The 14,404-nt window shown below is 55.9% G+C and carries 13 protein-coding genes; 3 read left to right on the plus strand and 10 right to left on the minus strand.

Annotated features, from left to right (window positions below):
• Nucleotides 1-1,658 precede the first annotated feature (1,658 nt).
• The 10 genes from CEE69_RS27165 to CEE69_RS27215 form a co-directional block, all read right to left on the minus strand.
• On the minus strand, nt 1,659-2,045 hold the full coding sequence (locus tag CEE69_RS27165) for a F0F1 ATP synthase subunit epsilon (RefSeq protein WP_007327186.1): 387 nt from the start codon (nt 2,043-2,045) through the stop codon (nt 1,659-1,661).
• A 3-nt stretch (nt 2,046-2,048) separates the two neighbouring features.
• The gene (atpD, locus tag CEE69_RS27170) at nt 2,049-3,488 is read right to left on the minus strand and encodes a F0F1 ATP synthase subunit beta (protein WP_007327184.1); all 1,440 of its coding nucleotides are present in this window, start codon (nt 3,486-3,488) and stop codon (nt 2,049-2,051) included.
• Nucleotides 3,489-3,637: 149 nt separating this feature from the next.
• A complete protein-coding gene (atpG, locus tag CEE69_RS27175; protein WP_099263723.1) occupies nt 3,638-4,528 on the minus strand; it encodes an ATP synthase F1 subunit gamma in 891 nt (296 codons plus the stop codon).
• Between the two features lie 21 nt (nt 4,529-4,549).
• On the minus strand, nt 4,550-6,073 hold the full coding sequence (gene atpA / locus CEE69_RS27180) for a F0F1 ATP synthase subunit alpha (RefSeq protein WP_007334261.1): 1,524 nt from the start codon (nt 6,071-6,073) through the stop codon (nt 4,550-4,552).
• Nucleotides 6,074-6,147: 74 nt separating this feature from the next.
• Nucleotides 6,148-6,831, minus strand: a complete 684-nt coding sequence (gene atpH / locus CEE69_RS27185; RefSeq protein WP_099263724.1) for an ATP synthase F1 subunit delta — start codon at nt 6,829-6,831, stop codon at nt 6,148-6,150.
• 10 nt (nt 6,832-6,841) lie between these two features.
• Complete coding sequence (gene atpF / locus CEE69_RS27190) at nt 6,842-7,570, minus strand: F0F1 ATP synthase subunit B (RefSeq protein WP_099263725.1); 729 nt, start codon at nt 7,568-7,570, stop codon at nt 6,842-6,844.
• Between the two features lie 10 nt (nt 7,571-7,580).
• On the minus strand, nt 7,581-7,838 hold the full coding sequence (atpE, locus tag CEE69_RS27195) for an ATP synthase F0 subunit C (protein ID WP_008658869.1): 258 nt from the start codon (nt 7,836-7,838) through the stop codon (nt 7,581-7,583).
• Between the two features lie 281 nt (nt 7,839-8,119).
• A complete protein-coding gene (gene atpB / locus CEE69_RS27200; RefSeq protein ID WP_099263726.1) occupies nt 8,120-9,169 on the minus strand; it encodes a F0F1 ATP synthase subunit A in 1,050 nt (349 codons plus the stop codon).
• A 27-nt stretch (nt 9,170-9,196) separates the two neighbouring features.
• Nucleotides 9,197-9,601, minus strand: a complete 405-nt coding sequence (locus CEE69_RS32610; protein ID WP_158231083.1) for a hypothetical protein — start codon at nt 9,599-9,601, stop codon at nt 9,197-9,199.
• A gap of 215 nt (nt 9,602-9,816) precedes the next feature.
• Complete coding sequence (locus tag CEE69_RS27215) at nt 9,817-10,056, minus strand: AtpZ/AtpI family protein (RefSeq protein WP_099263728.1); 240 nt, start codon at nt 10,054-10,056, stop codon at nt 9,817-9,819.
• 389 nt (nt 10,057-10,445) lie between these two features.
• Between CEE69_RS27215 and CEE69_RS27225 the strand changes: the two genes are divergently transcribed.
• The 3 genes from CEE69_RS27225 to CEE69_RS27235 all read left to right on the plus strand — a co-directional run bounded on the left by CEE69_RS27225 (nt 10,446) and on the right by CEE69_RS27235 (nt 14,392).
• Nucleotides 10,446-11,750 carry a DUF4912 domain-containing protein gene (locus CEE69_RS27225; RefSeq protein WP_099263764.1) on the plus strand — a complete coding sequence of 435 codons (1,305 nt, stop codon included), beginning with the start codon at nt 10,446-10,448 and terminating at the stop codon, nt 11,748-11,750.
• Between the two features lie 3 nt (nt 11,751-11,753).
• Nucleotides 11,754-12,563, plus strand: a complete 810-nt coding sequence (locus CEE69_RS27230) for a ThuA domain-containing protein (protein ID WP_099263730.1) — start codon at nt 11,754-11,756, stop codon at nt 12,561-12,563.
• A 446-nt stretch (nt 12,564-13,009) separates the two neighbouring features.
• Entirely contained in the window at nt 13,010-14,392 is a 1,383-nt protein-coding gene (locus CEE69_RS27235; protein ID WP_099263765.1) for a dihydroorotase, read from the plus strand.
• Nucleotides 14,393-14,404: the final 12 nt, after the last annotated feature.

Below are 14,404 nucleotides of genomic sequence, written 5' to 3' on the forward strand. Positions count from 1 at the left end.
CGTCAGGGCGGAGACTCGATCTTCGAAAACGCACTAAAAGTGTGACCGCTGAACGTACGCGCCGAAACGGCTATACTGCCAAACTATAAAAACCACATAGCAGCTTATTGGTTCTGCCTGGTATGAGCCATCGGGCTTCGTTCCAAGCAGAAGACAGTACGGGAGTTCCACATCCTGATGCTCTACACAGACGTACGCTAGACGCCCAGCTTTGCGCCAGTATGCCAATGCAACGGCTCCACGCCAATACATGTCTTCTTCGAACGACTTAGGTTCATCGTCAGTGTAGGGAAATGACGGAACAGTGATAGACTGGAAGCAAGGCGGTCCCCAAACGGTGTGAATCGCGTTCACGGCTTTCATGAATCGATCGTGGTAGTCAGCCTCGACTCGCCCATGTGCTGCCCTGCGGTCACCCTCGAAGAAACTCTCGGATACGGCCAAGGGCGTGGAGAGTTCGTCATCGATCGCATAGACATCGAGCCCGTCGACCGTAAGTCGATTGTTGTCTACCGGCTTCCTCGCAGTCAGCAACGAGTTCAATATCGAAATCGGATCTACGGTCATGTCTTCACGCCTGAGCGGATCTTTGGCAGAACAATAGATTCAACCCTACTCAGTAGGGTCGTACGCGGGAAATTGCATGATACGGGGTAAGTGAGTTGGGGTGTTTGACCAATATCACTCAACTCACTCCCGTGCTCAGAATCCTAACTGCTGGGGGTTGCCGCGGCAACGTTTCGTGCCGGTGGAACCGAATCGTGCCAAACTTGATCCGGGGAGACTGGTCATATTGGGCATCAACGAACTCAGGACTTCCTCCACGAGCTGATACCCCGGATTCCTCTGGAGTCGTTCATGAGTTCGTCCCGGACAGAGCCGTCACCGCAACGATTCAGAAGTAGCGGACCGAATTCTTGGCGAATCCGGCTACGGTGGTGGAGCCAAATCGTGCCAACCTAGATCCTGGGAGGCTGGTCAATTGGGCCGCAACGATTCCGTAGACCAACTCGGCGCAAACAAAAACACGTCAGCGAGAACTGACGTGTGGATGTTGTTTCTGATTCGAAGCTTTGGTGAAGCTTAGCGGCTGGCTCGCAGTTGCCCGCGAGCTCGACGCACGGCGGCGTCTTTGATTTGCGCCCGAACAAAGGGGACGGAGGTAGTTTAACCATCTCTATGCACCGGAGTACTACGGTAGCATTCTCGGTACCGGATCGGCGGAGCCGGTGCCAAGCACCATCGATCGGCTCACGAAGGACCGATGGGAGTGGTGTCTTACTAGGAAACAGGAGTGGTCGATCGGTTTTGAAAACCATCGCACGGGGGTCTGAAACGAAAGATCGCCTGGCGACGGGGCGGTGAACAACTGTCGTCGCTCCGCGACTTGGGGGGCTGGGTGTCGACGGATGAACTTGGGTTAAAAGCCCAAGGCTTTCGGATGCCGTCACTCCGCGACTGGTTGCGTGGTAGGGGTAGCGGGCCGAATTCTTGGCGAATCCGGCTACGGGGGTGGAGCCAAATCGTGCCAACCACGATCCGGGGAGGCTGATCAAGCTGGGCATCAACGATTCAGAGGTCCAACTCGGCGCAAACAAAAACACGTCAGCGAGAACTGACGTGTGGATGTTGTTTCTGATTCGAAGCTTTGGTGAAGCTTAGCGGCTGGCTCGCAGTTGCCCGCGGGCTCGACGCACGGCGGCGTCTTTGATTTGAGCTTGCTCGGGAGTGCTGCTGGGCATGTCCAGTGCTTCCGCCAATGTCTTGGTGGCCTCGTCATTGTCGAGCAAATCCACAGGGATCGCTCGTCCGGTCAAAACGTTCACGACGTCATCCTCGACTTGGGCGAAACCCCCGTCGACGAAGTAACGTTCGGGTCCGCTGACCGTTTGCAGACGCAACACACCGTAGCCGAGACGGCCAATCATCGGTGCACGACCGCGCTGAACGCCCAGTTCGCCATCGAACATCGGCAAGGCTACAAAGTCAGCTTCCCGATCCAATTCGGTTCGTTCGGGCGTGACGACGACACATCGAATGGACATCGGTTACTTGGACTCCATCTTCTTGGCTTGCTCTTCGGCTTGCTCGATCGCACCGACGTACATGAACGCTTGCTCGGGCAGGTGATCGTACTTGCCGTCACAGATTCCTTCGAAGCTGCGGATCGTGTCTTCGAGAGACGTGATTTCACCAGGTTTGCCGATGAAGACTTCTGCGACCAGGAAGGGTTGCGACAGGAATCGTTCGATGCGGCGTGCGCGGTGAACGATGGTCTTGTCTTCTTCGCTGAGTTCGTCCACACCGAGAATCGCGATGATGTCTTGCAGTTCGCGGTAACGTTGCAAGATCGTTTGAACGCGGCGGGCGATCGTGTAGTGACGGTCGCCGACGTACTGAGGGTCCAAAATTCGCGAGTTCGAAGCCAACGGGTCGATGGCGGGATAGATCCCTTTTTCCGAAATCGAACGCTCAAGGTAAATGAACGCGTCGAGCTGACCGAACGCCGTGGCCGGTGCGGGGTCAGTCGGGTCATCGGCAGGCACGTAAACGGCTTGCACCGATGTAATAGCACCTTGCTTGGTCGAGGTAATCCGTTCTTGAAGAGCACCCATTTCGGTTGCCAGTGTGGGCTGGTAACCCACAGCCGATGGCATCCGTCCGAGAAGTGCGGACACTTCCGAACCGGCTTGCGAGAAGCGGAAGATGTTGTCGACGAACAACAGCGTGTCAGCACCGGTTGTGTCGCGGAAGTATTCCGCCATGGTCAGTGCGGACAGAGCAACACGAAGACGTGATCCTGGTGGCTCGTTCATCTGACCGAACACCATGCAGGTTTGCTCGATCACGTTGCGACCGGTCGAACCGATCTCAGTTTCTTGCATTTCCAACCAGAGGTCGGTGCCTTCGCGAGTTCGTTCACCCACACCAGCGAAGACCGAGTAACCACCGTGGCTCGATGCGATCCGAGCGATCAGCTCGGTCAGAATCACGGTCTTGCCCAGACCCGCACCACCGAACAAACCAGCCTTACCACCACGAACAAACGGCGTCAGAAGGTCAACCACCTTGATGCCCGTTTCGAACAACTCCGTGTTCGTCGACAGCTCGTTGACGGGAGGAGCTTGACGGTGAATGGGCCAGTAGTCGTCGGCTTGAACATCACCACGTTTATCGATGGGTTGACCGAGCACGTTGAAGACGCGGCCCAAGGTGGCTTTTCCGACGGGAACCGAAACTGGCTTGCCAGTGTCGACCACGTCCATGCCCCGCATCATGCCTTCGGTAGAACCCAAAGCGATCGCACGAACACGACCACCACCGAGGTGTTGTTGCACTTCGCCGGTCAGGTCAATGGTGACCCCTTTGTGCTCGCTTTGGATTGTCAAAGCGTTGTAGATCTTTGGCAGTTGACCTTCAGGAAACTCGGCATCAAAGGTTGAACCGATGACTTGAGTGACGCGGCCGGTGGCGGTTGCAGTGGACATGAGGGAGAAGCTCCTAGCGGTTAGCTACTAGCAATTAGCTTATGAATTGAATGGGGTGGTGTGTTTGCTGTGACGATTCGTCATTTGAAAATCGATGTCTCAAGTAGCTAGTGGCAAGTCGCTAGAAGCTCTCAAGCTGCCCGAGGGCATTAGCCTTCCAGGGCCTCGACACCGCCGATGATTTCCATGATTTCGCCGGTGATTTGACTTTGACGGGCTCGGTTGTAGGTCATCGACAACTGTTTGATCATGTCGCCGGCACTCTCGGTGGCTCCCTTCATCGCGATCATTCGAGCGACCTGCTCGCTCACCGCAGCATCCAGGAAACACTTGAACAACTTGACTTTGAAACTGGTCGGCACGACCTCTTCCAAAATGCTTTCCGCCGATGGAAGGAATTCGTATTCGGCATTGGTTTCGTCTGAACCAGCCAAATCGGAATCCGATTCATCGGCCAGTGAACCAAGTGGAAGCAAGGTTTCGATCACGGCCTCTTGCTTCGATGTGCTGATGAACTTGGTGTAGACGACATCCAACCGGTCAATTTTGCCGGTGATGTATTCGGCCAAATAACCTTCAGCGATCTTCTCGACGTCGTCGTATGCAGGTTGATCTTCGAACTGCAGGAACTGCTGTTCGGTGTCGATGCCACGAAACTTCAAACCGTTGACACCGCGTTTGCCGCTGGCGTCGATGATGACGTTCGGAATCGATTCGCGAAGCGATTTGATGCGGGGCAGAGCGGTACGCAAAATCGACGCGTTGTATCCGCCGCACAAACCACGGTTGCTGGCCAGAACCAGAACACGGGTCGTGTTGATCTTTTCGCGTTGTTCCAACAGCGGGTGCTGCACGTCCAACCCGGCATCAGCGAGCCGCGAGACAATTTTGGTGATCTGCTCGGTGTAAGCCGTGGCCGCGGCAGCGCGGTCCATTGCTTTTTTGTACCGAGCCGTTGCGATCAGCTCCATCGTCCGCGTGATCTTGCGGATGTTGCGAATCGACTTGCGTCGTTTATCGAGGGCACGTGCGTTGGCCATGAATCACTCCGCCTTTCGGGTTCAGGCTGCAGGGGTGGCGGGTTTGTAGACAGTCTTGAACTCTTTGACCGCCGCAACGATGCGTTCAGCGATTTCATCGCTCAAGGCTGGCGTCGCGGTCAGATCGCTGATCAACGAACTGTGCTTGTCATGGACGTATTGCAACAATTCCTTCTCGAACCTTTGCACTTCTTTGACAGCAACGTCATCGAGGTGACCGTTCGTACCGGCATAGATGCTGATGACTTGCTCAGCAACCGAAAGCGGTTGGTACTGAGGTTGTTTGAGCAACTCGACCATGCGGTAACCACGATCCAGTTCGGCCTGGGTCGCCGGATCCAAGTCGGTACCGAGCTGGGCGAATGCTTCCAAAGCACGGAAGGCAGCCAACTGAAGACGCAAACCGCCGGAGACCTTCTTCATGGCCTTCGTTTGAGCGGCACCACCCACGCGAGAAACACTGATACCAGGGTTCATAGCGGGACGAACGCCCGAGAAGAACAAGTCAGGTTGAACGTAGATTTGACCGTCGGTGATCGAAATCACGTTGGTTGGAATGTAAGCCGAAACTTCACCTTCGAGCGTTTCGATGATCGGAAGGCTGGTGATCGAACCGCCACCGAGCTCATCGGACAACTTCGACGAACGTTCGAGCAAACGACTGTGACAGTAGAAAACGTCACCAGGGTAAGCTTCACGACCTGGTGGGCGACGCATCAGCAAGGACATTTGACGATACGCGGTGGCTTGTTTGGACAAGTCATCGTAGACGACCAAGGCGTGTCCGCCGTTGAACATGAAGTGTTCTGCCATCGCGGTACCGGCATAAGGAGCCACGTATTGCAGAGGAGCCGGTGCACTGGCACCCGCCGCGATGACGGTGGTGTATTCCATCGCACCGTGACGCTCGAGGACGTCGACGACCGAAGCGACGGCGGAGTCCTTTTGGCCGATGGCGATGTAGAAACACTTCACGCCCTGACCCTTTTGGTTCAGGATCGCGTCGATCGCGATAGCGGTCTTTCCGGTCTTTCGGTCACCAATGATCAGTTCGCGTTGACCGCGTCCGATCGGGGTCATCGAGTCGATGGCCTTGATACCCGTTTGCAGAGGCTCGGTAACCGGTTTGCGTTCAGCAACGCCCGTCGCGATGATTTCCACCGGGCGAGTGATGTCGGTTTGGACGGGGCCTTTGCCGTCCAGTGGGTTCCCGAGTGGATCGAGAACGCGACCGATAACTGCATCGCCGGCTGGAACGGACAAAAGCGTTCCGAGTGCTTTGACTTCTTGACCTTCTTCGATCGTCAGGTAGTCGCCCAGAATGATGACCCCGACGCTGTTTTCTTCCAGGTTGAAGGCCAGACCGATCGATCCGTTGGCGAACTCGACCATTTCACCGGCCATAACGCCAGACAGGCCGTAGACGCGAGCAATCCCGTCACCAACTTCCAAGACCGTTCCGACTTCGCGGACGTCAATTTTGTTATCGAACTGTTCGATCTCGGCCTGCAAGACAGAGGCGATCTCGTCGCTATTGAATTTCACTGGACCGTACCGTGTTTTCCGATGGTGGTTTGTGCGTAAATGTTTTGAGGTGGGAGTTCAGTCGCCGCGTTGGATCACGACGATGAACTGAATCGATCCGACTGTTCGATCAATTGGCGAGCGAAACCAGCCGCAGCGGTTTTGCCGAGCTTGTCCAATCGGCTGGCCACTGACGAATCAAAAACGGTGTCGCCGACTCGGATCACCATGCCGCCGATCAGTTCGGTATCGACTGACTCACGAAGGCGAACGGTTTTGCCAAAGCGGCTGGAAAGTTGTTGGGTGACTTCACCACGAAGCTGTTCCGTCATCGGAACCGCCGTGCGAACTTCGGCGACGACTCGTCCTGCGGCTTCGTCGAACAACTCGACCGCCGCATCGCGAACTGCGACCAAGTAACCGAGTCGACCACGTTTGGCCATCACCTTCATCAGCTTGATCAAGACTGGATGAGTGTTCCCACCAAACAAACGATCCACCACACGGCATTTTTCGTCAGCGTCGATTTGCGGCGATTGAAAAGCGAGTTGCAACTTGGGGTTCGGCAACAAAGCTTCGTCACAAATCACGTTCAAATCACTGACAACCGCATCGGTGGATCCATCCGCTTGAGTCGCAGCGAGCAACGCCCGAGCGTAGGTCTTGCCGAGTTTTTCGGCGCCGACGTCAAGGACGGTGGAATGCGAGGCGGTTTCGGACACGTTGGGGGTCTCGTCGGTTGAGCGTCGTAGGAATTTCAGGGAAGGAAGTTTGACCACGTCAAAGGCGTTAGTTCTGGCTGGGAAGCCGTTCCATCGATTGACGAATCAAATCCGCGTGGTCATCAGCCGACAATTCGCGGCCAACAACACTGCGAGCGACTTGCATGGCCAACTTGGACGTTTGTCCGGCCATTTCAGCCATCGCAACTTTCTTTGCGTTCTCGATGTCCGACAAAGCTCGTTCGCGTTGCGCGGCGGCTTCCACTTTGGCGGCATCGACAATCTTCTGACCGTTTGCTTCGGCGTCACGGCGAGCATCTGCCAGCATCGTTTGAACTTGGCCGGCTGCCTCGTCCAATTTCAACTGGTAATCGCTCAGCATTTGCTTCGCTTCGGCACTGGCCTTCTCAGCCGATTCCAAATCTTCGCGAATCTTTTCTTCGCGAGCCTGCAAACCGCCCAGGACGGCTGGCCAAACGAATTTGGACAGAATCGCCAAGACGCACAGGAAGATGATCAGGTTCCAAATCGCCGACCCACCGTCGAACGACAACAGAGGAGTCGCTGCATGGTCCTCGTCGCCGTGACCATGTTCGTCTCCGGCGGCTTCATCGTGCCCATGGTCATCACCTTCGTGATCATGGTCGTGATCGCCATCTTCGCTGTCCGCCGCGTCCGCACGAGCGTCCACCACGGTCACTTCATCTTGTGCTGCCAACGAGCGTGCAGGTGAAACCACCAACAACACCAGTGAGGCCAGCAAAGTGAGCGAGCTAATTGCAAGCAAGCGTTTCATCAAATTCGACCTAGCTGCGGCACAACAGAATGAACACCAATGCGATGACGGTCGCACCTTCGATCAGTGCAGCCGCGATGATCATCGCCGTTTGGATGCGTCCACCAGCTTCAGGCTGACGTGACATCGCGTCGACAGCACTGCCACCGATGCGACCAATGCCCAAAGCGGCACCGATAATGATCAATCCGATTCCGATCCCCAGACCCATGCGGCCGAAGTCGTAGGAAGCGATTTCTTGGGCCAACATCATTGCCAGTTCTAACATCTTCAGATTGCTCCGTAAAAATTTTGAGCGAGTGAAAGGGGGAAAGGTTTTTTTGAGTGCGGAAGAATAGTCCAACCAAGTCGAACCGTCATGCCACCCTGCTGTAGTTTCGTCAGAAAGGAGTCGAAAAAGCTTTCACTCCCGAACGCCTGACGGCGCGAATCAAAACAGTTTGCGGACTCGGGGCAATTTCAAATGCTTTGAGCCTTGAAATCGAGCGACAAAATGCCACATCGTTTTCCGCTCGTCAAAATCACCCTTCGAACCGCCTCAGAAGCCAATCAGGCACCCGCTGGATGACTGGCACCCACGGCTGGACTGATGCGACTGGGGTCAAAAATCTTGTCTGGGTCCATTTGGTTGGCGTCCGTCATTGCGTGCGGGTCGTCGTCCAAATGCTCGTCGTGTTCATGTGTCGCCATTGCGGCGATAAACAGCACGGTCAGGAAGGTGAAGATGAACGCTTGCAGACAGCAAACAAACAACTCCAACAATGTCAGCGATGTTGCCACCAAGACGACGGGCACGCTGACCGCGTAACCCATTCCCTTGCTCGCTTCACCAGCCGCGAAAATCAGTCCGACGAAGGCGGCGAGCACCAAGTGGCCGGCCATCATTGTGCCGAACAACCGCATGGCGAGCACGAAGCACTTGACCAGCAAACTGAGCCACTCGAGCACGTACAGCATCAACGCGATGGGCAACATCAAGATGCCGCCATCCCAGCCAATGGGGTTGAAGTGATTGAAAAAGTCTTTGGCGCTGGTTTCGCGAATCCCGATGAAGATGATCGCAATCAGCGAGGTCAGAGCCAGCATGCTGGTCAACGACAGGTTCCCGGTGGCACTGCCGCCCCAATGCGAAAACGCGTCGTTTCCAGTGATCAACTGCAACATGTAGCCAAACGGGATCACGCCCAGGATGTTGGCAAACAGGATGAAGAAGAACACCGTCCAGATGTAATGAATGTATTTGTCGGTCAGGCCGTGCAGGTTCGGGTAAGCGACCTCATCACGAATGAACGCACAGATCGTTTCGAACAATTGCGACAACCGGCCGCGAGTCTGATAGCGACCCAAACCTTCGCCGTGAAAGATGCTGATTTTTCGTGAGCACAACACGCCGGTGATGATCAACAACAAACCGACCACGGCCGTCATCATCAAGTGATTGGTCAGGAAGAACTCGTAGTAGCCATCCCGAATTCCAAGTGCGGGCACATTCGTGCCTTCGCCACCAAACGGGATTTTGAGCAACGGCGATTCATGCAACGCGTGCGGAATCGCGTGATCGGTCGGATCGTGACCGGCTGCGGCTAAAAATGGCAACATGACAGATGAAATTAGGTCGGGATGATTTCAGGCAACGTCACGGTGAGCGAACCGTGCGATCACAACGACTTCGACCGCCAACAAACTGACGTGCCAGAACAGCACCCAGGCGGCGGACCAAGTCTCGGGAGCGTCCAAGTAATAACTACTGGCCAAATACAACGCAACGGTCCCGCTGATCCGAATCAACATCCCAGCCAGAAAGCCTTGCGTCGCCAACCACCGATCTTTGCTGATTTGAACCGACATCAACCGCGGAAAGACCGACGCCAGAGCGATCAACCAACTCGCGATCGCCAACTTTCGCCACACCAGCCAGGGACTGACCAGCGACACAATGCCCCAGGTCGAATTTGGCGAAAACTGGCTCTGAATCATGCTTCCCGACGCGAACAACAGACACAGCAGCAGCCAGACCACGGTGATCGCCATGACCGTGATCAAGATGACTCCGTGTTGAATCGTTCTCGTCAAAGATCACCGCCTACAGGCTGTTGATTTAGTCGTATACCGAATGACAACAATTGGCCGACGGGTAGTAGCCCCGTTTGACGTCTGATTAGCCGCCGCTAATACGGTACGGCTTATTAAATCGACAGCCCGCCTACCAAGAAATGGGCGTATCAAACACGTTCCGAAGGCTGATTTCACGATGGAAGCTGATTCACCATCAGAATGAGCCGGTAGAACCCCAAGCAGAATCCGACCAGAACTCCCGCGATCGCGATATACGGGGTCTCGTTCCCCATCCACGGATCGAGCCAGTAGTAGCCGATCGCACCCAAGATGAGCGGAAAGGAAGCCAGTTCAAACCCAGCAGAAGCCAATCGGAGCATCGGCTGCGTGTTCGAACCACCGCCATTTCGCTGCTTTTCAGAATCACCCATGAACACCCCTCTGGTTAGCCATTTGCTCGATTATCGCATCAGGCACGCTATAATGTCGCGACATTGATTCTGCCCATTGCTGGCACTCAAACACACGAATGGTGCAAAGATTGGCCGATCAGAGGGTTTTTGTCATCCGAGGCCCCCTCTTTTCGCATCTCAATCCGGCTTTTCGCAAATCGAACACTAGAACAATGAGCATCCCCTTGCCATAATAGTTGGGCAGCAGATTCCCCCGTTAAGGTGCGTCCACTAGCCGATTCTGCCTCCTTCCACAGCGGTACAGCTGGGTGCACCACGGCATCAATTTGTTGCCTCAAATCAACCATTCGCGCCTCGTTTCCCTCAATTGGGAAGATCGGCGAGGCGTTCATCTCGAGGAGCCCGCCTTGATTAGTACTGTTGATCTACCGTCGCAAACCCGTCGCGAATTGGCTGAAATTGCCAAAAATTACGGGGTCACAGGCTGGCACTCCATGCGGAAGGACGATTTGATCAGTGAGATCAAAAAGGCCCAGCAACGCTTGCGCCGAAAAGCGGCAAGTGATGCGAAAAAAGGACGGGCTGGAGCCGGTTCCGCAAAGGCGAAAAGCACCGCCAAAACGAGCGAACCACGAGCTTCGGCGAGTTCCAAGAAACCTCGCTCCTCCTCGAGCGGCAAGTCGTCCACCAAATCACCTGCTCGCAAAGCGGCCGCTGGCAAACCAAAAACGACGGTGCGTTCACGTCCGGACGCTCCCATGACTGACCTGACCGAACCCAAAGTTTCCGCGAAAACCGAACGCATTCGGGCTGAAATGCGTCGCCGCCGCGAATTGGTCCAAAAACACAAGGATCTCTCGACTGGGACTCTGGTCGCTGGTTCCGCGGTCACCGATGGTGCCCAACGTCATCGTGCTGACGCTCCTCACAAAGACCGCATCGTCCTGGTCGTTCGCGACGCCTTTTGGTTGCAGGCGAGCTGGGAAATCACCCAAACCAGCGTCCAACGTGCTCAATCAGCGATGGCTGAAAAGTGGCACACCGCGGTCCCAACGCTTCGTCTGCTGGCCGTCGGCGATGTGACCAGCAACAGCGCCGAAACGGTCGCTCGTGACATCACGGTGCATGGTGGTGTCAGCAATTGGTACGTCGACGTTCAAGACCCACCTTCGCGTTTCCGCGTCGCGATTGGTTATTTGGCCAGTGACGGTGAATTTCATTGCCTGTGCCGCAGCAACGTGGTCGAAACTCCTGTGCCAGGCGACTGCCAACGTCTCGACGAACACTGGCAGGACATCGCCGAAGATTACGAGCGAATCTACGCTCTCAGCGGCGGTTACGAGTCCCGCAGTGCCGATCTGCGAGAAGTCTTCGAAGATCGTTTGCAACGAAAAATGCCTCATCGCAACGATTCAGGCTCGACCACCGGCGATCCCTCGCTGCTGCGTCAAACCAAGCTGCGTTTGGATGTCGAAGCCGAACTGATCGTGTTTGGAAAAGCCGACCCAACCGCCTCGGTGATGGTTGGCGGACATCCCGTCAAACTGCAAAACGATGGTGCCTTCACGGTTCGCATGGAATTCCCCGACAAACGTCAGGTGCTTCCCGTGACCGCCGAAACACGCGATGGTCTTCGCCAACGCACCACCGTGATCGCGATCGAGCGAAACACAAAAGTCATGGACACCGTCGAACTTCAAGAGAACAACTGAGCAATGACGTCTCTCTCCACCTTGTCGCGGCGATTCGCCGCGACTTTTTTGTTGGCATCCGCTGTTTTCGCTTGTGGGACTTTCGTTCCCGGGTTCGCCTCGGCGGAAGACGCCTCTGATGCCAAATCGAACAACGGCTCGTTGAATGTCCTGATCATCACCAGCGGTTGCTGCCACGATTATGACTTCCAAGCCAAAGCCATTCAGATGGCGGCCACAAAGGCCGGCGTCGAAGCCAAATGGACGGTCGTCAACGATGGTGGCAAGGGCACCCAAGCCGAGATCGACTTCTACGGCGATGAAGATTGGGCCAAACCGTTCGACGTCGTCATTCACAACGAATGCTTCGCCGCAACGACCAACCCCGATTACATCCGCCAAATCACAAAAGCCCACCACGCTGGCGTTCCCGCCGTGGTGATTCACTGTGCAATGCACACCTATCGTGACGCGGAAATCGATGACTGGCGCGAGTTTCTGGGTGTGACCAGCCGCCGCCACGATCACCAAAGCCACTACCCAATCAAAGTGGTCGCGGAAGACCATCCGGTGATGCGTGAGTATCCCGCCGCCCACGTTTCTGCGATGGACGAGCTGTACATCATCGAAAAGATCTGGCCCAACACGACTGTTCTGGCAACTTCCAAGAGCGAACGGGACGGCAAGTCCCATCCCGTCATTTGGACCAACCAATACGGCGACGCTCGCGTTTACGGAACGACCTATGGCCACTCCAACGAAACGTTCCAGGATGAAGTGTTCCTGGCTAACTTGGTCCGCGGCATGCTCTGGGCCGCCGGCCGAGTCGAGTAGCCTGAGGCCCGGCCGCAAAGCGGTCGTGCGACTCTTAAATGCTGTGTTGCGAGCCGTTTCATCACCCTCCCCTTGGGAGGGTCGAGCGAGGGGAGGGCTCAGCATTGAATCCAGCGCGTAACCCTCCCCGGCCCGAAGCGGTCCGACCCTCCCAAAGGGAGGGTGAAGTCAAACTGCACGACCGCCGAAGTTGAGAGGGGTCAGAAAGCGAGATATCCGGGGAAGGGCATCACGCGCCACCTCCCTCCCGGATCATTCGCGGGCAGTCAACAGCTCATCACCTCGTCCACCATGTGCCGCTGACACGGGTTCGTCTTGCGTTGCTGAAACGGCGGCGAACCGTGGTTCATGACTCATTGGGTACCGATGCCCTCACGCATCAGTGCTAAACTGATCGACCGAACTCGACACTTCGTTTGGTTGGTCTTTTCAGCTTGAGCTCATTGATGGCACGCACTCTGATCCGAAACGCGCAGGCGGTTTTGCCTGGCGATGGCATCCACAGTTCTTCCGGCACCGTCGATCTTCGTCACGTGCTGATCGAAGACGGCAAGATTCTTGACGCCGACGCTTCTTCCACCGCCTCGTGCGATCACCTCATCGAAGCTGATGATCTGTTTCTGCTGCCCGGCGTGATCGACGACCAAGTTCACTTTCGCGAACCAGGCCTGACGCACAAAGAAGACTTGGCAACCGCGTCTCATGCGTGTGCCGCCGGTGGTGTGACCACGTTCTTGGAAATGCCCAACACGAAACCACCTGCGATCACCATCGAAGGTGTCCAAGCCAAAGAAGCCCTCGCCGCCGAAAAGTCACTGGTCAACTATGGCTTCTACATCGGTGCGACACCGAACAACGTGGCCGAGCTGAATGCCGCTCAAAACGTTCCCGGCATCAAGATCTTCATCGGCAGCAGCACCGGCAATTTGTTGGTCGATGAACAAGCCGCCTTGGAACGCATCTTCGCTGAGACCACTCTGCCGATCTGCGCCCACTGCGAAGACGAAACGACCGTACGAGCCAACGCGGAACGACTTGCGGGCACCACCGACATTCACGATCACTCTCGCATTCGCGATGAAGCTGCTGCGGTGATCTCGACCGCCCGAGCCACCGGGTTGGCCCGTCGACATCAACATCGTTTTCATGTCTTGCACGTGTCCACCGGCGCGGAACTCGTGTCGCTCGTGGATCCATCGCCATACCTGACCGCGGAAGTTTGCCCGCATCACCTGTTCTTCAACGTCGATGATTACGATCGCTTGGGTTCACGGATCCAAATGAACCCATCGATCAAAACCGCGGAAGACAACGCCAAACTTTGGCAAGCCCTGCAAGACGATGTCATCCAAGTCATCGCGACCGACCACGCACCTCACACGCTGGAAGAAAAGGCTCAACCGTACCCGCAGTCACCATCGGGTTTGCCAGCGGTTGAGAACTCACTCGCGTTGATGCTGAATCAATGCAACGCTGGCAAAGTCACGATGCCACAGATCGCACATTGGATGAGCGACGCGCCAGCGCGAGTTTGGGGCATCACGGGCAAAGGCCGCATCGCCAATGGTTACGACGCCGACTTGGTTTTAGTCCGCATGAATTCCGAGCGCACCATTCGCGACGAAGACCAACACACGAAGAACCGTTGGAGTCCCTGGAACGGCGAGACCCTTCGTGGCTGGCCCGTCACCACGATCGTGAACGGTTCGATCGTGTGGTCCATCGACGGCGGTTTTCGCGAAAAGATTCGCGGCCAAAAACCCACCTTCGATCACGCCCGCGGCGGCTTCTGGAACACGGCTGACGGCATCGGCCCAACGAACGCCTGATAGGTTGCACAC

This window comes from Rhodopirellula bahusiensis, from assembly GCF_002727185.1.
Classification (GTDB): domain Bacteria; phylum Planctomycetota; class Planctomycetia; order Pirellulales; family Pirellulaceae; genus Rhodopirellula; species Rhodopirellula bahusiensis.

Bases quoted from the DNA above. Each gene is read 5' to 3' on its own strand.
- CEE69_RS32610 (WP_158231083.1), bottom strand. From the start codon at position 9,601: ATGGCGATCACCGTGGTCTGGCTGCTGCTGTGTCTGTTGTTCGCGTCG.
- atpB (WP_099263726.1), bottom strand. From the start codon at position 9,169: ATGTTGCCATTTTTAGCCGCAGCCGGTCACGATCCGACCGATCACGCG.
- atpF (WP_099263725.1), bottom strand. From the start codon at position 7,570: ATGAAACGCTTGCTTGCAATTAGCTCGCTCACTTTGCTGGCCTCACTG.
- atpD (WP_007327184.1), bottom strand. From the start codon at position 3,488: ATGTCCACTGCAACCGCCACCGGCCGCGTCACTCAAGTCATCGGTTCA.
- CEE69_RS27230 (WP_099263730.1), top strand. From the start codon at position 11,754: ATGACGTCTCTCTCCACCTTGTCGCGGCGATTCGCCGCGACTTTTTTG.
- atpG (WP_099263723.1), bottom strand. From the start codon at position 4,528: ATGGCCAACGCACGTGCCCTCGATAAACGACGCAAGTCGATTCGCAAC.
- CEE69_RS27215 (WP_099263728.1), bottom strand. From the start codon at position 10,056: ATGGGTGATTCTGAAAAGCAGCGAAATGGCGGTGGTTCGAACACGCAG.
- CEE69_RS27165 (WP_007327186.1), bottom strand. From the start codon at position 2,045: ATGTCCATTCGATGTGTCGTCGTCACGCCCGAACGAACCGAATTGGAT.
- CEE69_RS27235 (WP_099263765.1), top strand. From the start codon at position 13,010: ATGGCACGCACTCTGATCCGAAACGCGCAGGCGGTTTTGCCTGGCGAT.
- atpE (WP_008658869.1), bottom strand. From the start codon at position 7,838: ATGTTAGAACTGGCAATGATGTTGGCCCAAGAAATCGCTTCCTACGAC.